Annotated in this window: 17 protein-coding genes; 7 read left to right on the top strand and 10 right to left on the bottom strand. The window is 52.7% G+C overall.

The features are described from left to right. Positions 1 to 118: 118 nt before the first annotated feature. From SIB74_RS02315 to SIB74_RS02295, 5 genes are all read right to left on the bottom strand, one after another. Positions 119 to 784 (bottom strand): SDR family oxidoreductase, encoded by a 666-nt coding sequence (locus SIB74_RS02315; RefSeq protein ID WP_063396155.1) that lies wholly within the window; start codon positions 782 to 784, stop codon positions 119 to 121. Between the two features lie 411 nt (positions 785 to 1,195). Next, on the bottom strand, positions 1,196 to 2,368 hold the full coding sequence (locus tag SIB74_RS02310; RefSeq protein WP_011825422.1) for a transaldolase: 1,173 nt from the start codon (positions 2,366 to 2,368) through the stop codon (positions 1,196 to 1,198). Positions 2,369 to 2,460: 92 nt separating this feature from the next. Further along, positions 2,461 to 4,269 (bottom strand): peptidoglycan D,D-transpeptidase FtsI family protein, encoded by a 1,809-nt coding sequence (locus SIB74_RS02305; RefSeq protein WP_063396157.1) that lies wholly within the window; start codon positions 4,267 to 4,269, stop codon positions 2,461 to 2,463. Continuing rightward, positions 4,269 to 4,736, bottom strand: a complete 468-nt coding sequence (locus SIB74_RS02300) for a hypothetical protein (RefSeq protein ID WP_063396395.1) — start codon at positions 4,734 to 4,736, stop codon at positions 4,269 to 4,271. Before SIB74_RS02300 ends, SIB74_RS02305 begins: the two co-directional genes overlap by 1 nt. A gap of 93 nt (positions 4,737 to 4,829) precedes the next feature. Further along, a complete protein-coding gene (locus SIB74_RS02295) occupies positions 4,830 to 6,221 on the bottom strand; it encodes a CPBP family intramembrane glutamic endopeptidase (RefSeq protein ID WP_304440657.1) in 1,392 nt (463 codons plus the stop codon). Between the two features lie 151 nt (positions 6,222 to 6,372). On the opposite strand from SIB74_RS02295, the gene SIB74_RS02290 reads away from it, so the two are divergent. Continuing rightward, entirely contained in the window at positions 6,373 to 7,704 is a 1,332-nt protein-coding gene (locus SIB74_RS02290) for a histidine phosphatase family protein (protein ID WP_063396397.1), read from the top strand. Positions 7,705 to 7,708: 4 nt separating this feature from the next. Then, positions 7,709 to 8,965, top strand: coding sequence for a hypothetical protein (locus SIB74_RS02285; protein ID WP_063396396.1), 1,257 nt, complete (start codon positions 7,709 to 7,711; stop codon positions 8,963 to 8,965). Here the strand turns inward: SIB74_RS02285 and lepB are convergent. Beyond that, the gene (gene lepB / locus SIB74_RS02280; protein WP_063396158.1) at positions 8,955 to 9,659 is read right to left on the bottom strand and encodes a signal peptidase I; all 705 of its coding nucleotides are present in this window, start codon (positions 9,657 to 9,659) and stop codon (positions 8,955 to 8,957) included. The two genes, SIB74_RS02285 and lepB, sit on opposite strands and share 11 nt — an antisense overlap. A gap of 81 nt (positions 9,660 to 9,740) precedes the next feature. Between lepB and SIB74_RS02275 the strand changes: the two genes are divergently transcribed. Continuing rightward, complete coding sequence (locus SIB74_RS02275) at positions 9,741 to 11,234, top strand: hypothetical protein (RefSeq protein ID WP_063396159.1); 1,494 nt, start codon at positions 9,741 to 9,743, stop codon at positions 11,232 to 11,234. Between the two features lie 639 nt (positions 11,235 to 11,873). Here SIB74_RS02275 and SIB74_RS02270 read toward each other — a convergent pair. The 3 genes from SIB74_RS02270 to SIB74_RS02260 form a co-directional block, all read right to left on the bottom strand. Further along, positions 11,874 to 12,236 (bottom strand): arsenate reductase family protein, encoded by a 363-nt coding sequence (locus SIB74_RS02270; protein ID WP_063396161.1) that lies wholly within the window; start codon positions 12,234 to 12,236, stop codon positions 11,874 to 11,876. A 56-nt stretch (positions 12,237 to 12,292) separates the two neighbouring features. Beyond that, complete coding sequence (locus tag SIB74_RS02265; RefSeq protein ID WP_011825412.1) at positions 12,293 to 12,817, bottom strand: inorganic diphosphatase; 525 nt, start codon at positions 12,815 to 12,817, stop codon at positions 12,293 to 12,295. 366 nt (positions 12,818 to 13,183) lie between these two features. Further along, a complete protein-coding gene (locus tag SIB74_RS02260; protein ID WP_011825410.1) occupies positions 13,184 to 13,648 on the bottom strand; it encodes a hypothetical protein in 465 nt (154 codons plus the stop codon). Positions 13,649 to 13,795: 147 nt separating this feature from the next. Between SIB74_RS02260 and SIB74_RS02255 the strand changes: the two genes are divergently transcribed. The 4 genes from SIB74_RS02255 (at position 13,796) to SIB74_RS02240 (ending at position 18,543) form a co-directional block, all read left to right on the top strand. Then, positions 13,796 to 15,595 carry a proline--tRNA ligase gene (locus SIB74_RS02255; RefSeq protein ID WP_063396162.1) on the top strand — a complete coding sequence of 600 codons (1,800 nt, stop codon included), beginning with the start codon at positions 13,796 to 13,798 and terminating at the stop codon, positions 15,593 to 15,595. Between the two features lie 37 nt (positions 15,596 to 15,632). After that, on the top strand, positions 15,633 to 16,064 hold the full coding sequence (gene psb27 / locus SIB74_RS02250; protein ID WP_063396163.1) for a photosystem II protein Psb27: 432 nt from the start codon (positions 15,633 to 15,635) through the stop codon (positions 16,062 to 16,064). A gap of 87 nt (positions 16,065 to 16,151) precedes the next feature. Then, entirely contained in the window at positions 16,152 to 17,471 is a 1,320-nt protein-coding gene (locus SIB74_RS02245; RefSeq protein ID WP_197463298.1) for an adenylosuccinate synthase, read from the top strand. Positions 17,472 to 17,523: 52 nt separating this feature from the next. Next, positions 17,524 to 18,543: an adenosine kinase gene (locus tag SIB74_RS02240; RefSeq protein WP_063396164.1), complete on the top strand. Its 1,020-nt coding sequence runs from the start codon at positions 17,524 to 17,526 to the stop codon at positions 18,541 to 18,543. A 13-nt stretch (positions 18,544 to 18,556) separates the two neighbouring features. Here SIB74_RS02240 and cutA read toward each other — a convergent pair whose 3' ends face one another. After that, positions 18,557 to 18,898 (bottom strand): divalent-cation tolerance protein CutA, encoded by a 342-nt coding sequence (cutA, locus tag SIB74_RS02235; protein WP_063396400.1) that lies wholly within the window; start codon positions 18,896 to 18,898, stop codon positions 18,557 to 18,559. Between the last annotated feature and the right edge of the window lie 16 nt (positions 18,899 to 18,914).

Below are 18,914 nucleotides of genomic sequence, written 5' to 3'. Positions count from 1 at the left end.
AGCATCTCTAATTCAAAATAAATTTCAGCGTGAGCAGTGAAGTGCTCTAGAGTGATTAAGAAGTACGAAAACTTACAAGCTAAAAGCAACGTCAATCACTTCTTCAACAAACCAATTGTTACCAAGGGAGAATCTCCCCATTGGCATGCCAAAAAGTGCCTGAGTTTTCCAAATTGAGATTGTCAATACGGGCCAGCAAGCCATCAACCGATTCTTCTGGAGTAATGCCTTGATCAGTGAATCCTGTCATGCGGGTACGCACAAGCCCTGGATGAAGAAGCGCCACGGCAATGCCTTGAGATTTAAGGTCGATAGCTAATGACTTTCCTGCCATACACAAAGCCACCTTCGACATTCTGTAGCCATAAGAACCGCCGGAACTGTTGTCATCGATCGAGCCCATTCGGCTAGTCATCAAAATGACTTTTGCGCCAGGAAGTAGATGATCCATAAGAGCATGTGTGACACGTAATGGCCCAATGGCGTTGACCTCGAACTGACGACGAAGGCTCTCGGGATCAAAATTTTTCAAAGTCGTGCTTTCCAAAATGCCGGCATTGTGGATCAGCACATCGATCGGCAAGCTGCGAAGCCGTTCCTTCAAGCTCGCAATCGATCCATCTGAAGTGATCTCGACCCCGGCCTCAATACGCACGCCTAAGCCTTCCAATTGCGGCGAAGGCTTACGGCATGCAGCCACAACCACGTCACCACGAGCCTGAAGCTGACGACAATATTCATAGCCAATGCCGCGATTCGTTCCTGTGATCAGATAGGTCGCCAAGAGCAGAGAAAGCAGAAGCCTATTTGGAAAACAACTTTATAGCGAGAGGGGATCTTTGCACGCATGCCAGTTGAATTGGCTGGATTGCCAACCCTGATCTCTCTCATGCTCTGATCAAACGATGCCGATCTTGCGATCAGAGCATTATTACTTTCAAGATGGCAGAAAAAACTCTCCAGCTTCAACTCAGGCAAAGTAAGATATTCTTCAATGCCATAAAAAATTGTAGCAAACACTCATCTCCAAGCTCTCTATCTTACTCGAGACAAAGCTATAGATTTTCCCACCCAGAGAAGATCGCAATCTTGACTAGAGACTTCAATAAGACCAAACGTTCTATGTCTTTCAGCTAATTACTGCCAGGGGAAAGCATTGATAACGGAAAGACTCATTCCCTTATTCAGCGAGACTTTAAGCTGTTGTTAGTGCCAACGCAGCACCCAGCCCAGAACGAACATCTTCCTGAAGAAGTCGGCCATCATGGTCATGATCTAAGGCGTCAAATACCGCATCACTACCGAGCCATTCTTCTCTAGTAATACAACCATCACCATCGAGATCATTGAGCATGAAAATCTCCTGAACAACATGGCAGAAAGCCGCTCCTCCCTCCAAAACAGCTAATCGATGCGCCAACTGAGCCTCAAGAGTTTCAATCGCCTTGCTAAAGCCGCGAATCCCTTCATCCAACTTCTCAAAAGCCATGCGATCAGCCCTCATCATTGACTCAAAACTCTCCTTATCGACATGGATCTGAGACTCTGCAGCAACAGGATTGACAGCATCCAACTTACGCATCAGCGGAGCCTCTGTACTACGCAGCTGATCCAAAAGCTTTGGTGAGATGGTCAACAAATCACATCCAGCCAATTCAATAATTTCGTCAAGATTGCGGAAACTCGCGCCCATGATCTCAGTCTTGTAATCATAGGTTTTGAAGTAATTAAAGATCTTGGTCACCGAGATCACACCAGGATCTTCTGGACCTGTATAAGAATCCCGACCAGTAGAAGCCTTGTACCAATCAAGGATTCGCCCAACAAAAGGAGAGATCAAAGTGACTCCTGCTTCTGCACAAGCGACAGCCTGAGAAAAGCCAAATAGCAGAGTTAAGTTGCAATGAATTCCATCCTTCTCCAAAACCTCAGCCGCTTTTATACCCTCCCAAGTAGAAGCTATCTTGATCAAAACGCGATCATTAGTAATGCCAGCGTCGTTATATAGGCCAATGAGTTTATGAGCCTTAGCGATTGTGGCTTCAGTATTGAAACTGAGGCGAGCATCCACTTCAGTGGAAACACGGCCAGGAACAATCTTGAGGATTTCCTTTCCAAAGATTACACAAATTTCATCGAGAGCCTCATGGACCACCTCCTCCACAGCTGCAGAGCTGCCCAACAACTGACGGGAGGAATGAAGAGCCTCATCGATCAAACTCTGATAAGCAGGAATCTGCGCCGCCGCAAGGATCAATGAAGGGTTGGTCGTGGCATCCCTGGGGGTGAACTTTCTAATGGCGTCCAAATCACCGGTATCCGCCACGACCACGGTCATGGTGGAAAGCTGCTCAAGGAGTGTGGCCATAAAGCAGAACGTCTCGCAAGATCTTTAAGCTAGCGGCGTTTTTTTCGCTGACAGCCCAGGTTCAGAACTCACCATCGAAGCTTTGCCAAGACTTAGCCTTTGGCCGGCTGAGAATAGGTCTGCTCAGTGCTAGGTGGAATTTTTTCAAGCACCAGCAAAGCATCAATGATCTGTTTCGCTACAGGCACCGCCACCGTGGACCCATAAGCATTGCCCCCCTGAGGTTCATCCACCACGACCACCACCACATAGCGAGGATTATCAACCGGCAGATGGGCAACAAAGCTGCAAATCTTTGCTCCTGACAAATAGACCCCATTCAGTGCTTTCTGAGCAGTGCCGGTCTTGCCACCGATGCGATAACCAGGCGTTTTCGCCCCTTTCCCACTCCCTTTCTCTACAACCGATTCCATCCAGTCCCGCACAATCCTGGTGACATCTGGGCGCAGTAATTGATGTCCAGTTGTTGCGGCGGCGCGTGGAGCCAACGCTTCTCCCGCCCGCAATCCCCTAGTGATGTGAGGACTAACCAGGCGGCCACCATTGGCAATCAAGGCATGCAACTGAGCCAGCTTCAGTGGCGTGAGCGACAGTCCCTGTCCAAATGCCGCCGTGGCCGGCTCAATTGGCTGAGCCACGAATTGCTCCTTCGTCTTTAACTGACCTGCAATAGCCCCCGGCAGATCGGTATCGGGCTTGACATCAAGTCCTAGCCGTCGCAACCAATCCCAGTACAGCGTGGGTTTGAGCTGACGCATGATCTTCACCATGCCGACGTTGCTAGACACTTGCAGCACCGTGGCGTAGTCGATCACCCCATGGCTCTGACGATCATGGTTGGAAATTGGCCATCCACCGATCTTCAATGATCCGTTGTCGTTCACCTTTCCACCCGGCTGAATCACACCTTCCTGAAGAGCAAGAGCAAGGTTGATCGGCTTTAAGGTAGAACCAGGTTCATAAAGGTCCTGAACGGACCACTCGCGAAAGCGAGAGGGCGAATATTTCCAATACTTGTTCGGGTCATATGTGGGTGTGGACGCCAGCGCCAGCAACTCTCCATTGGTGACATCAATCACGATGGCCACTCCCTTCTTGGCCTTCCACTCTTTGACCTGGGCCACAAGTGCCTGCCCCGCCAGCTCCTGCAAACGAGCATCCAAAGTGAGCTGCAGGCTTAGATGATCGCCATAAAACACTCCCGGAGCCAGGTCGTCAGGAAGGGGGGTGCCATCCGCTCCTCGGCGCAGGCTGCGAACCTGTTCATGACGCAACAAAGCCTCGTGGCGACTTTGCTCCAATCCCGCCTGTGGGACGCGATCCAAATTAAGAAAGCCCACCACGTTGGCAAATAGAGCGCCCTGCGGATAGAGCCGCTGTGGATAAGCCTCAAGATCTAAACCACTGATACCAAGGTTGCGAATTTCATTGACGATGTCCTGATCCAATCCTTCAGCAAGCTTCACACCAGAAGGACGGTCACCAAATCGCTGCACCAATTCGGCAACAGGTATCGCCAACACCCCGGAGAGCTTGCGAGCAACATCCAGTGGCTTACGAATCAAACCGGGATCATCCCCGGGGAAATTAAAATAACGAGGATGAGCCCAAAGCCGAAAGCGTTCCTCGTCGAGAGCCACCAGCCGTCCATTGCGGTCCACAATTGAACGCCGTGTCCCAATCGGTTGGGTTCGCTGGGTCTGCAAAGCCCTTGCACGGGCTTCAAGTTTCGGTGCTTGCAGAACCTGCAGCCAAGCCATCCGGCCCATAAGTCCAATCAGCCCAACGCAGAGGATGGAAAACACCCATCGCATCCGATGAGCAGGAACTGATTCCAACGCAATCACGCCCTGGTCACGCCTCCTGGAACTTCGTGAGCGACGAGCCTTTGAGGCAGGCATCAGTAGCCGTGATTAATGGGTTGGCCCATCAATTGGCTCAGCAATTGCGACTCTCCAGAAACAACACCACCAGCCGGATCAGCAGAGCGTTCGAGATAAAGAAGGTTGGCAACCTTTGTGGGAACCATCGACTGAGGCAACCTGGTTTCAGCCAACAAGTGTCGCTCAATCATCGCGGTTGACTCCGTAAGACGATGAGCCAATGAGCGAGTGGTCTCCAGCCTGTTGAAAGCAATGGTCCAACGATGCTGCCAATGCAGCGTGAGAGCAGACATCAATGCCGCAGCAACCAAAACACCGATCAATGCACCATCAGCAGCCCGATGCAGTCCTGCCAGAACTGGCGACTGGCGAGCCACCTTCCTTGAAGACAAGGATCCCTGGATCAGCTCAAGTGTGCGGACAGAACGTGCCCGCGAAACATCACGGTTAGCCGTTACCGAACGCTGTTGGAGTGCGGCAACCACCGAATAAGCCACTGTAATAAATCAGTGAACCACCCTCAATAGGCCTCCGCAAGGCTAAGTCGCTGACAATCACATGCTGATTGAAGAGTTCAGTTATCCGCCAAGCAGCAAAAGATTGATGAAAGTAACCCCATTCCAGAGGGCATGCATCAGCACGCAAGGCAAAAGACGACCTGAACTAAGCCTTAATAGACCGAGTCCCAAGCCCAACACAAACAGCGGAGGTAATTCACCAACACTCAGGTGAGCCACACCAAACACCAGCGCGCTGGTTACCACACCCCATAGCGGACCAAAAGATTTCGCCAATACAGGCAAAAGCGCACCACGAAAAACCAACTCCTCAAAGAGAGGCGCCAGAATCACAGCGGTAGTGGCTAGCAACATCAAGGCCAATGGATCCTTGCTGCGCAGTACCAGTTCCAATAAGGGGTTGCTTCCCCCTTGATCCCCCAACAGCAATCCCATCAGCCATCCAGTCAATAGAACCAACGGCATCACCATCAACCAGCCTCGACCTGCCTTCAGCAACGCTGAACCCCAAGGCTGCAGACGCCACTGCAACCATCCATCAACGGGCCGATCAGTTGCCTTCAGACTGCGCAGCTGCTGACGCAGAATCAACAATGGCGGTAGTGCCAAAGCGCCGTAGCCAATCACCACTGTCACCGCTTTGCTCAAGGGGCTGTCCATCCCCCTAGTCATCAAGGCACTCAGCGGAGCCACGAAAGCGGGAGCAATCACCTCACCCAAGACCACAAATCCACAGGCAATCAGGAGCACCATGTCCGTTAAGGAAAGTGGTAAGGCCTGAAGCGGTGGCCAGGGAGCAACAGACTTGCGGATCAACATCCAAAGATGACGCAACAAAAGCCCAGTACCGGCAAGTAGAGCCGCCGCCGGTAACACCACGCTCAAGACCAGCCTCAAAGCCATGCTCGATGCGACACGGGGATTCACGCAGTCATCGCGATCCCCGCCAAGAGCAAAGCAACCAACCTGTTGAAGCAAAGGGTCCCCGCTTAATGAGCCAAGCGCCTCACGATCAGCAAGTGAAAGAACCCCTTCTTGCGAACTAGCCAGTAGCGCCTGCTGTAGAGGAATCAGTAACGGTGACTGCACTGAATCAGCCAGGAGCTCACGACGTTCTGCCCCTGAAGATTGGAGTCCGGCGAGCAACAGCCTCTGGCGGTCATTCATCTGACTGAGAGGGATCTCACCGAGAGCTTCTTGCAAAGCCAATGTTGGATCCTCACCCACCAGCAGAGGCCTAATGGCTGCAGGGACGGCCTGATCAGCAAGCAAAGCCATCTCCTGTTGCTGCATGGAGATGGTTGGGGTCACTGACGGCCTGCTGAAGCTGTCTTGCAACCCCACAAACCAAATCAAAAACGCGAACATCAGTGATACAAAAGCCAGGCCGACTTTCCAAAGCGGCTCACGGGTGTATCGCCTGATCAGGCTGAACAGGGGATCAAAACTCAACGACCAGGCATCAATTGAAGCTGATTCTCGCTGGCCGCAGCACAGCGCGCTGACAGCTGTTCAACACTCCCTCAAGGGCATCGCCGAAGACCATCCCATACTGCGCTGGCAGGGGGCCCCATACGATGGCCGCGTCAAAACATCTTTGCCGGTGCCCCTGCGTCTTCTCCTCGTCCGTCATGGTCTGAGCAGCTTCAACCGCGAGCGACGGATTCAGGGTCGCAGTGATCTTTCCACGCTCACCTCGGAAGGCCAAGAACAGGCCCGTCAAACTGGACAAACCCTGAAAGAAATCCAAATCAATGCTGTTTACAGCTCCCCTCTGAAGCGGGCCGCATCCACAACAACAAACCTACTAGCAAGCAAAGGCAGTGATCTCAGGCCTTGCTTCGATGATGGGCTACTGGAAATCGACCTGGCTCCATGGAGTGGTCTCTGCAGCGATGAGGTAAAGATCACGTTCCCAGATGCCTATCGCACCTGGAAGCAACAACCACAGGAATTGGTTCTCAAGCGAGAAGACGGCAATCCCTATAAACCAATTAGCGAGCTGATGGAACAGGCTCGTGAATTCCTACGGGAACTCATTCAACGTCACCCACTGGAGGGTGACGAAACAGTTCTGGTTGTTTCGCACAATTGCATCCTGCGCTGCTTAATCCTTGTTCTCCTTGGTGAGCCAGACCAAGGCTTGCGACGACTGCGCCTCGATAACGCCTCACTCTCGGTGTTCAACCTGATACCCCTCTCAGAGCAATCCCATCAAGCACAAGTCGAATGCCTAAACAGCACCGTTCACTTGCATCAGCAACTACCCAGCAAAGGGAAGGGGCCGAGACTGATCCTTGTGCGCCATGGTGAAACCGACTGGAACCAACAAGGCCGGTTCCAAGGCCAAATCGACATCCCGCTGAATAAAAATGGCTTCGCGCAAGCCGCCGCCGCCGGAGCATTCCTAAGCGATGTGTTGATCGATCAGGCCTACAGCAGTTCGATGACCCGACCAAAACAAACGGCGGAAGCCATCCTCAAGCACCATCCAGATGTCCAACTCGAAGTCACCCAGGGGCTGGTGGAAATCGGCCATGGCCTTTGGGAAGGGAAGCTGGAATCAGAAATTGAAGCCGGCTGGCCTGAACTGCTAGATGCCTGGAAACAAGCTCCGCAGACGGTGCAGATGCCCGAAGGCGAAACCATCCAGGATGTATGGGAGCGTTCCGTGGCCTGCTGGAACAAGATCGCCAACAGCCTGGCTCCAGAAGCAACAGCGCTCGTGGTGGCTCATGACGCTGTCAACAAAACGATTCTCTGCCATCTACTCGGAATGACCCCGGCTGATATCTGGGCAGTCAAACAAGGGAATGGAGGTGTCACGGTGGTCGACATCGCTACAGATCCAGGCCAACCTGCAGTGGTGACCTCTCTCAACCTCACCTCTCACCTTGGTGGTGTGCTCGATCGCACAGCTGCTGGGGCGCTCTAACGTGATGCCCGAGGCACAACTTCTAGACCCCATAAGGATCCTGCACGGGTCGGATCAACCTGTCGTTGAAGATGCTGTGCTGATCAGAGACAACCATCTGATCGCCTTTGGAGCGCAGGCACGTCAACAGGCTCAACAGCTCGAACTGACCCCCAAATCAGCTAGCCAACAACTACTCGCCCCCTGTCTTGTAGACCCCCATTCCATCCTTGAAGATCCAATCAGTGGTCATTGCGAAACCCTTGCAAGCCTGAGACATGCAGCTGCTGCTGCCGGTTATGGCCAACTAGCTCTGCTACCCCGCAGTTCCTCCTGGCGTGATCGCCCCGAAAGATTGCAGGGATTTTTAAATCCAAATAGCGATGTCGACATTCACTTGTGGGGCAGCTTTAGCAGAGATGGTGCCGGCAGCGAACTATCCCCCCACGCGGATTTAGTGCAACACGGTGCCGTAGGACTGGCAAACGACGATTTAATCCTGCCGATCGCTCTCCTACAACGGGGGCTGGTGCTAGGCGAAATGGGATCAGCGCCAGTGTTAATCGCCCCCAGAGATGAAAAAATTCAAGGTGGCGGGATGGTGCGCGAAGGCGTTGAAACACTACGAGCGGGCTGGGCACCTGACCCCTTCGCCAGCGAAACCCTCCCCCTGGGACAACTTCTCGAACTTCATCGGCAGCACCCTGAACGTTCCCTAAGACTGATGAACCTGGCCACTGCCCCTGGAGTCGCCATCTTGGGGTCCTGTCCCTCCCGGCCTATGGCCAGCGTGTGCTGGTGGCATCTGGTGACTGACCAAAGCAAACTTGATCCCACAGAGCTCGGATGGAGGGTCATCCCATCTCTTGGTAGTCCTCGGGATCGAGCAGCCTTGATCAAGGCCCTTGCCAATGGCACCCTCACGGCCGTGGCTGTCCATGCCATACCCCTTGATGAGGAAGATACCCAACTGCCTCCAAATCAGCTTGAGCCTGGCCTAGCAGGCCATCAACTCGTGCTGCCTGCGCTTTGGCAAGAGCTTGTGGTCAAAGCTGGTTGGTCTGTAGAGCAGCTTTGGCATGCTCTGAGTTTTGGACCGTCAAAAATGCTCACCCTGCCCGAAGAACGCTTGACCATTGGCAGCCGGCGCTGGCTGATGTTCGACCCTGATCAGCTCTGGACTCAAGATCGGCACAGTGATCATGCCCCCAAAGCCGCTAATCAACCCTGGCAGGGCTGCCAACTGCAAGGCCGTGTCGTGGCATGTGGACTCAGGGAATAAGTGAGCCGAAACGATCAAAAGGCCAAAAACGCCATAAGGCACGCCCGAGGATCTCTTCCTCAGGCAGAAATCCCCAAATTCGTCCATCAGTGCTATTGCTTCGGTTATCTCCCAGCACCAAGACATGATCGCTGGGAACTGTCGCGATCAGGGAATTGCAAGGTCCCATTCCCCTGTTGTTCACAGGGCAATACTGGGTTACATAGGGCTCCTTCAGCCTCTGTCCATTCACGCTCACTTCTCCCCTGGGATTGATCGAAACCTGGTCTCCACCCACGGCGACAACACGCTTAATCCAAGCATCACAGCTGGGATTGGTTAGTCCAATCCAGTTCATAAAAGGAAGGTTCACCACAAAGCAAGGAAGGGCACTCTGACCACTCTTCAAATTCAACGCAGAATTAAAGGAATAGGGCGTGTTAAACACCACGATCTCCCCACGACGTGGAGATCGACTGCGAAGGCTGACTTTCTCAACCAGCAAACGATCCTGGACTTGCAGCCCTGGGATCATCGATTCAGAGGGAATGTATCTCGCCTCAGCGACGTAATGACGAATGCCGAAATACAGGCCCAAAGTGAAGAAGACTGGTCCCCAGAAATCCCAAAATGGATGAGGTTTAGAGGTTGATGCTCCCTGGGGAGCAGACGCCTTATCGTTTGTGGGATGGTCCTGCTGCTGCGCGTCAGACAACTCAGCCCTGTTATGAATTCGATGCTTAACGATAAGGCCAGCCTGTCCGGCCCCTTAGCGTGATCAAAGCAACCTCAGCCCATGGTGCGTCCCCGCTGGCAAGGGTTGAAGCCCTCCCCCTCGCGTAAGTTCTGGCAGCGCTGGGATCAGGTTTTGGCGCTAATCGCTGCAACCAACTTGAGTTGGATCCTCTTCGACGTTACCTACATTCCGCTACGCAATTTCTGGCTACACCGCAATCTCTATCCCCTGCCCTCAACATCGTTGATGGTGCCGTTGCCATGGTTGCCGAACGTGACGCCTTTCTATGACGTTGTTAAAGGCATCAAACCGCATAGAGATACCCAGCTTTATATCAAATGTTTCAGCCAACTCGATCAAACCGCAGCAAGGCAAGGAATCAATAGCCCTGCTTCACAACAACTACGCCTTAATCAAGTCGAGCTCACGACTCAACTAATCGATGAGAATCCGTTCGTCAGCTCTGGCAACGTCGGCACCCTTGAAAAACTAAAAAACCTACTGCGTGCAAGGGCTGGGATGGATTCCTCCAAGCAGGCAGCCGCCCATCTCTTGGGAAACAACTACCTCAACAACCTTGATTGGCAGCAAGAAAGACTGTTCTGGACGGAGAAGATTCTTCCCCTGATCGCCACCAACTATTGGCGATCGATCAACGAAAACGGGCAGCCTGTTGACCATGCCTGGCGCCTCGACACTCCCTTCCAACTTCTCTTTCTCCTCGACATCCTGCTAAGGGCTATGCGCCTGAAGCGTCGCTTCCCCGGCATTAGCTGGCGAGAGGCCCTGCTTCGACGCTGGATCGACCTGCCTCTACTGCTGCCATTCTGGAGACTCTTGCGGGTAGTGCCCGTTACCGAGCGCCTATCCAGCGCTGGGCTCATTCAGCTGGAACCTTTGCGCGCTGTCATCAGCAGGGGCGTCGTAGCCCTATTAGCCCTGGAGCTGTTTGAAGTTCTCACCTTACGCATCGTGGATGCAATGCAAGAAATCATTCGCTCACCACATCTGCCACAACGAATCCGCAGTCTTTGTAGTCATCAATCAGTGGACAAGAGCGAAGAACGTGAACTGGCCGAATTGCTTCGGCTCTGGTTACCGCTGCTCCTCAGCGAGGTAGGGCCAAGCATGCGCCCCCAACTTTTGGCACTCTTTAGTCACGCCTTGCAGCGAAGTATGGATGGCGTGATCGTGCCCGCTCCACTCAAAGGGCTTGCGGTCATTGAAAAGGCCGAATCGGAACTAAGCCGGCAACTCGCAGCCGGAATGATCGATACATTGCTGCAGCTCTCTCGCAATGCCGGCGACCAACTTGGCCGCAAGGATATGGTGCTCGAGCAACTAGGAGTCGATACGATTGATCGCTTCTGGGAAGAGCTCGCTCGCACCCTCGAGCAGGGGGCCGTTCTCGAACGTAGTCAAGAACTAATGGTGGCCTTCCTTGAAGAGTTCAAGCGCTCCAGCTTCCGCCAGCTCAGAGAACAAGGTGGGGTTAATGAATTGATCAGTGAGCTCGATGGCCTTAACTTCAGCGAGGCGGAAACGACAAGCTAAAAGCAAGAATCAAGCAACAAAATAACAGAATAAGATGCCATTTAAGCCGCCATCAGAAGACATTCAAAGGCAGCGAGAGCCTGAAGTACGCAAGAAAAAGAAAACTAGATAGCGAAAAGATAAACGGCCATAAAGATTACAATTACCTCCGCATTTAATATTGCATAGCAACCCCTCAGCGGCCTTAATCTCTTGACTATTTGGGCTTGATCCGGATCCACTTGATCGAACTTCTTTGAAAAAACTTGCTGTTGTATCTAGAAAATATCCAACACAAACCAGCTCCTCCCACCAGCGTGAATAGACAACAAGCCCTATCCTTTACAGGCTACTATCAGCTTGCAGATAAAGTAAATAAGTATTTAGACAAGGCCATTATATTCGCGCAAAGGTATGACTCCTTGCCCGTCATACACCTGCTACAGAAATGGCAGTCAATGCCCCAAGAACAAACCATGTACAAATAATCCTTAGGCTCTTGATTGCTACCTTTTACAAATTGCGAATAGTAAGAATCGCACTTCCATCGTTAGCGATCTCTTTGGTTCATTTTCCTTTAGCAGCCCTACTAACAATTCATCGCATCAAAACAACATTTATTTTCGCCGAGAATAACTCCTATCTCTGAGGATTTACTCTTCAGCGCAACAACGCCTCAGCCCAGATCTCCGGCTTGAAGCCCACCAATACACTGCCATTTTCAGTGATCAGGAAAGGACGTTTAATCAACTTGCCATCGGATGCAAGTGCATCGAGCGCCTCGTCATCGCTCATGGCCTTGACTGCATCTGCGCCAAGCGCGCGATAACTTAAACCACTTGTGTTGAAGAGAAGTTTGCGGCTTGCCAACTGCTTAATGGCGCCACGAAGCATCTCTCGACTAGGAGGTGTCTCAACGATGTCGAAAAGATCATGCGCAATCTGATGCTGCTGCAACCAAGCAAGGGCCTTGCGACAAGTAGCGCACCGCGAATAGCTATAAATCCTTATTGAGTTAAGCATGATTTAACTGACCAGCAAAGAATGAACTCGTTCATTCAAGCGATTAGGGTTCATAGTCACTTTTTCAGCTTAACCTGCGCCGCTTTGGTGCAGGTCTCCAACAGAGGCTCAACAGCTTCTGAATCTCTCCAGCCACCGATATCAACAACTCGCCCCTCAAGATTTTTGTAAGTGCGGAAGAATTCAGCCACATCCTCCAGTTGACTGGCTGAAATCTGCCGAATGCTGCTGATCGACCGTTGACGGGGATCAGCAACGGGAACACACAACAACTTGCCGTCATAAGCCCCGGAATCATGCATATCAAGCACCCCGATTGGTCGTGCCCTAATCAGACAGCCAGCAAATGTGGGTTCCTCCATGATCACCATTGCATCAAGAGGTGCACCATCCTCCGCAAGGGTGTTGGGGATGAAGCCGTAATCAAACGGGTAGCGAACCGAGGAATGAAGAACCCTATCGAGGGCCATCACACCAGCCTCATCGAAATATTCGTACTTGTTGCGGCTTCCCGCCGGAATCTCCACCAACAGGTTGACCAACCCGGGTGAAGGAGATGGGAGTAGTGAGCTTAGATCCATCTTTCTCCAAGGCTGTGGGAACCATGCTTTCCGTCCCCGCAGACCGATCTGTCAAAACTGCCGCGAGGGGCACTCCAACGGTTGCGATGGCAATAGTCAAACCCAGCAACGCAATCGAAGGGGCACTCAAACTGAAAGGATCTTCAGGATCTGGTCCAATGAGACCAGAATCATGACGTGATCTGGACGGCTCCTCACCCTTAGACGAGGGGCTTGAAACTGAGGCTGGGTCAGGATCCATGCAGGGGTGGTTTAGAACGACCCGGTGTAGGGGAAAGCATCAGCCACCTTCATCGGGGCGATTTCAGGATCTGGACAAGCCATTGCCGGAAACCGCTACAAAATATTCTGTCACCGAAAGAGACGTTATGCAGCAGGACGATCCTGCCGCTCTCTATGGGCGGCCAAATCTGACGGTGCATCATTCAATCCATCAAGCTGTGACCTAATCGCACGCAGCTCCTCAAGGATTGATCCAAGAACCTGTTGGGTTGCTGTTGAGGGGGAATTCAGAACCTCAACAGTGACCTCTTTGATCCTTAAAACATCCTTTGCGAAACGGGCGACTTCATTTGGATGAAAAAGAAGGGGATCTTTCTGATCGCTTCGATACTCAGGATTGAGCTTGCGTGGATTAAACGAAGGATTGAGGTTGCGTGGATCTGTATTGGTGTAGCGATACACCGAAGCCCTTGAACGATTCAAAGACTTCTGAACATCATCTATACCAACAAGCGCATCAGATTGAGCCATCACAGCATTAATATCTTTGCTTAAATCTGAAGAAGGGCTGGGCAGAGGAGAATCAGAATTGACCGAGCCATCAGACATGAGATCGACTAACCGCTTCTTGATGTTGCGCGAGACTAGCAGGTGAGACTCATCTCGCACAGGACGATTCGGCGCCTTAAGACAGTTTCACGATCGGCTTTTTTGGACCGCGGATGGTAGTTTCCCCCATCCACTGAGGTCCGATTCATGCGCGTCTCCCGCCTGATGCTGGTGACGTTGCGCGACGTACCAGCAGACGCGGAAATCGCCTCCCATCAATTGCTGCTCAGAGGGGGATACATCCGTCGCGTGACTTCAGGTATTTACGCCTACCTGCCCCTGATGTGGCGGGTCCTGCGCAAAATCACAGCGATTGTGCAGGAGGAAATGGATGCCACTGGTGCTCTGGAGACCTTGTTACCTCAATTGCAGCCTGCAGAGCTCTGGCGGCGTAGTGGCCGATGGCAGGGGTACACGGCCGGCGAAGGCCTGATGTTCCACCTTGAAGACCGCCAAGGACGAGAACTCGGCCTCGGCCCCACCCATGAAGAGGTGATCACAAGTCTTGCCGGAGACCTGCTGCGCTCATATCGACAGCTTCCTGTAACGCTCTATCAGATCCAAAGCAAATTCCGCGATGAGATCCGCCCACGTTTTGGCCTGATGCGCGGCCGGGAATTCATCATGAAGGACGCCTATTCCTTCCATGCCTGCGAAGCAGACCTCGCCATGACCTACACAGCCATGGATGAGGCCTATCAACGAATCTTCTCCCGTTGCGGACTCGAAACCGTCGCTGTGGAAGCCGACAGCGGAGCCATCGGCGGAGCCTCGTCTCAAGAATTTATGGTCACAGCGGATGCTGGCGAAGACCTGATCCTGATCAGTGGTGATGGCCTCTACGCCGCCAACCAAGAAAAGGCGGTCTCTCATCCACCAAAGGCCATCCCACTGCTTGCTTCAAAAGCTGCCTTGCTTGATACACCCGAACAGGGAACGATCGAGACACTGTGTACCGCCCAGGGGCTTGTTCCGTCTCAAGTGGTGAAGGTGCTGGTCATGCTGGCCCGCATCGAAGATGGTGAACTTCAACCAGTCCTTGTAAGCATCCGAGGAGACCAGCAACTCAATGAGGTAAAGCTGATCAACGCCCTAAGCAGGGAACTAAACAAGGGGGTGCTTGATGTGGCCCCCATCAGCGCCGATCAAATCAGTGCGCAAAAGCTTGAAGCCTGGCCCTTTGGGGCGATGGGGCCTGACCTAGACGATGCCCTGTTAAGCGAAGCCACAAGCTGGACAAAACATTTCCTACGACTAGCTGACCGGACAGCTACTGAGCTGAACTGTTTTGTCTGCGGTGCCAATCAAAACAATCAGCATCGAATTGGCATGACCTGGTCAAAGCTCGGGGAAGTGCCCAAAAGCGTCGATCTACGCAAATCGCAGGCTGGCGATCGCTGTATCCATGACTCCAGCCAGATTCTGGAGGAGAGAAGAGGCATTGAGGTAGGACACATTTTCCAATTAGGTCGCAAGTACTCAGAAGCCCTAGAAGCCTGTTTCACCAATGACAAGGGCACTCAGGAGCCTTTCTGGATGGGGTGTTACGGCATCGGGATTTCCAGACTTGCCCAGGCCGCTGTGGAACAACACCATGACGAAGCTGGCATGAATTGGCCTCTGGCTATAGCGCCATTTGAGGTCATCATCGTGGTAGCCAACATCCAGGATGAGGTTCAGCAAAAGCTGGCCGAACAGCTTTACAGCAAACTACAAGCAGCTGATATCGAAGCGCTACTTGATGACAGGACTGAACGCGCCGGCGTGAAATTCAAAGATGCTGACCTGATCGGGATCCCTTGGCGGGTCGTGGTCGGCAGAGATGCCGCCAAGGGGCAGGTGGAACTGATTCAAAGATCCAGCCGCAAGGTTCAAATACTTTCTGCAACACAGGCATTTACCGCACTGGTTCAAGAGATTGCAGCGAACCAAAACACAAGGGTCTGACCAGCCATTTAAAATTCCTGGAAATGGAATGAACCGGATGACTACTGCCTTGCATCACATGGCCAAGCAGTTGATGCGGGCAGGATTGGCAATCTGCCTTGTCCTTTGCCTAATGCTCACAGCCAACGGAAGCGCCAATGCAGCCGAGGTCCAACTGTCCGGGAACTATGTAGACGACACAGTCAACGTGGCTCACAGCCTGCAAGACGCGATCGCCCTGCCCTCGGACGACGAAGGCTATTCAGCAGCTCAAGAAGAGGCTCATGACCTGAGCTACAACTACATCGCCCGATATCGGCCTCGCTCCAAGGTGAATAACCTGCAGTCCTTCACCACCATGCAGACAGCCCTCAATTCCCTAGCTGGTCATTACAACAACTTCGCCAACCGCCCCCTACCGGAAGCACTTCAAAATCGGATCACTAAAGAACTTGCCAAGGCAGAACAAACTGTATTAAGAGGCAGATAAATCAACTACTAGGCAATCGCTGTTTGACTTAAGGCAGGGATATCTGGGAAGATCCCCGTTTGTGAATAACGGCGGCTTCGGGCCGCAGTGTCCTTGGCCAATGTTGTCGTCATCGGTGCTCAGTGGGGTGACGAAGGAAAAGGCAAGATCACCGATCTTCTAAGCCGTTCAGCTGATGTTGTCGTCCGCTATCAAGGTGGCGTCAATGCAGGCCACACAATCGTTGTGGATGACCAGGTGCTCAAACTGCACCTCATTCCCTCAGGAATCCTTTACCCAGAAACAATCTGCCTAATCGGCTCTGGCACAGTCATCGATCCCAAAGTGATGCTCAAGGAGCTAGACATGCTCCTTGAGAACAGCATTGATATCTCAGGCCTTCAACTGGCGTCCACTGCCCACGTAACGATGCCGTATCACCGCCTCTTGGATGAGGCGATGGAGCAACAACGTGGCGACCAACGTATCGGCACGACTGGACGGGGCATCGGTCCAACCTATGCCGATAAATCCCAACGCAACGGCATTCGCGTACTTGATCTTTTAGATAGCCAACGACTACGAGAGCGACTGCGTGGCCCTCTGCAAGAAAAGAATCGTCTACTCGAACAAATTTATGGTGTGGCACCACTTGACTCAGAGCAGGTCATCGAGGAATACCTCGGCTATGGCCAAAGGCTTGCTCCACACGTTGTCGACTGTATTCAAACCATTCATCAAGCTGCCCGCAGCCGCAAAAACATTCTTTTTGAAGGAGCTCAAGGGACCCTTTTAGACCTTGATCACGGCACCTATCCCTACGTCACCTCCTCCAATCCAATCTCAGGCGGTGCATGCATCGGAGCTGGAGTCGGACCCACGCTGATCGATCGAGTGATCGGTGTTGCCAAGGCTTACACCACCCGTGTAGGGGAAGGTCCTTTCCCAACAGAACTGGAAGGAAGCATCAATGAACAGCTCTGTGACCGGGGAGGTGAATTCGGCACCACCACAGGCCGACGCAGACGCTGCGGCTGGTTCGATGGGGTCATTGGTCGTTACGCAGTAGCAGTGAATGGCCTGGATTGCCTGGCTATTACCAAACTAGATGTGCTTGATGAGCTCGACGAAATCCGAGTGTGCGTCGCCTACGAACTCAATGGTGAACGAATTGAACACTTCCCTAGCAGCGCAGAAGACTTTGCCCGCTGTCATCCAATCTTCGAGACCCTGCCAGGCTGGCAGTGCACCACTGCAGACTGCCGTCGTCTTGAAGACCTACCAACCACAGCTATGGACTATCTGCGCTTCCTCGCCGACCTCATGGAAGTGCCGATTGCCATCGTCTCCCTAGGTGCCAACCGTGATCAAACAATCGTTGTAGAAGATCCGATCCACGGTCCCAAAAGGGCTCTCCTAAGCGCCTAAGCCCTTTCTCAAAACAGATGGTGGACGGGGATCGATACTTCTGAGGTTTCCCATGCATCCCTCCATGGCTATCCCCAGGTTCAGTGATCGTCCTCTCGATGTGGTTGGAATAGGCAATGCCATCGTGGACGTGCTGGTGCAGTCGGACGATGCCTTCCTTGATGCGCACAGCCTGAGTAAAGGCAATATGGCCTTGGTGGATGAAGCCCAAGCAGAAGCGCTTTACTCCATCAGTGGACCAGGTCTAGAGACTTCAGGTGGATCCGCCGCCAACACCCTGGTAGGCCTGGCTCAGCTCGGCGGGAAGGCAGGCTTCATCGGTCGTGTCAAAAATGATCAACTAGGCAGCATTTTTAGCCACGACATCCGCTCAGTAGGCGCTCGATTCGAGACTCCACCAGCAAGTGATGGTCCTTCTACGGCTCGCTGTCTGATCCTGGTCACCCCTGATGCGCAACGCACCATGTGTACCTATCTAGGAGCTTCGGTGCAGCTGGACCCTGAAGATTTAGACCTGTCAATGGTTCGCCAAGCCAAGGTGCTCTACCTCGAGGGGTATCTATGGGACAGTCCGGCAGCCAAAAAAGCCTTCATCGCTGCCGCACAAGTCTGTCGTGATTCAGGAGGCCAAGTAGCCCTCTCTCTTTCCGATGGCTTCTGCGTTGATCGGCATCGCGACAGCTTCCTCAAGCTGGTGGATAGCCACGTTGATCTGCTGTTTGCTAACGACAGCGAAATCACCTCTCTTTACAAGAGTGTCAGCTTCGAGGCTGCATTGGAAGAAGTGAAAGGCCGCTGCAAGGTGGCAGCCCTGACCCGCAGCGAGCATGGATCTGTCGTGCTAGCTGGTGATCAACGCTGGGATATTCCTGCCTACAAACTTGGCAACGTGGTTGACACCACAGGTGCAGGTGATCTCTACGCCGGTGGCTTCCTACACGGTTACACCCAGGGAACCCCTTTAGAAACCTGTGGACAAATTGGATCCATCTGCGCCGGCCAGGTGATCACCCAACTCGGTCCGCGTTCACAGGTGTCGCTTCCGGAATTAGTAGCGAAGCATCTGAACTAATTGAAGGGCTGTTTCACCCTTCAACAGGTTCCAAAGCTGCTGCTACCCAAGCAGCGTAAGGATCACTTGCAGTGGCTGACCAGTAAATCCACTCTGGGGTCTCATAGCTGTGTAACTCTTTAATCGCCTGATGCAGTGCCTCCAGCTGATCCTGACTGGTCTTGATCAGCAATTGCACTTCCTGCGATCGTTCCAGCTCCCCCTGCCAACAGTAGTGGGATTGAATCTGCTGCAAACTCACGCAGGCCACCAACCTGCGAGCCAAGAGCTCATTGGCCAATCCCTCGGCCAGGTTTGTGTTTGCCTCTGTGGTCAACACCAAAACCAGTGTCGATGAGGATCCTCGATCAACCATGAAGACCTTTGCGAAG

The sequence above is a fragment of the Prochlorococcus sp. MIT 1306 genome (assembly GCF_047304515.1).
Lineage (GTDB): Bacteria > Cyanobacteriota > Cyanobacteriia > PCC-6307 > Cyanobiaceae > Prochlorococcus > Prochlorococcus marinus_D.
The sequence above is the reverse complement of the archived record's forward strand: the minus strand, read 5'-3'. Positions and strand labels throughout refer to the sequence as shown.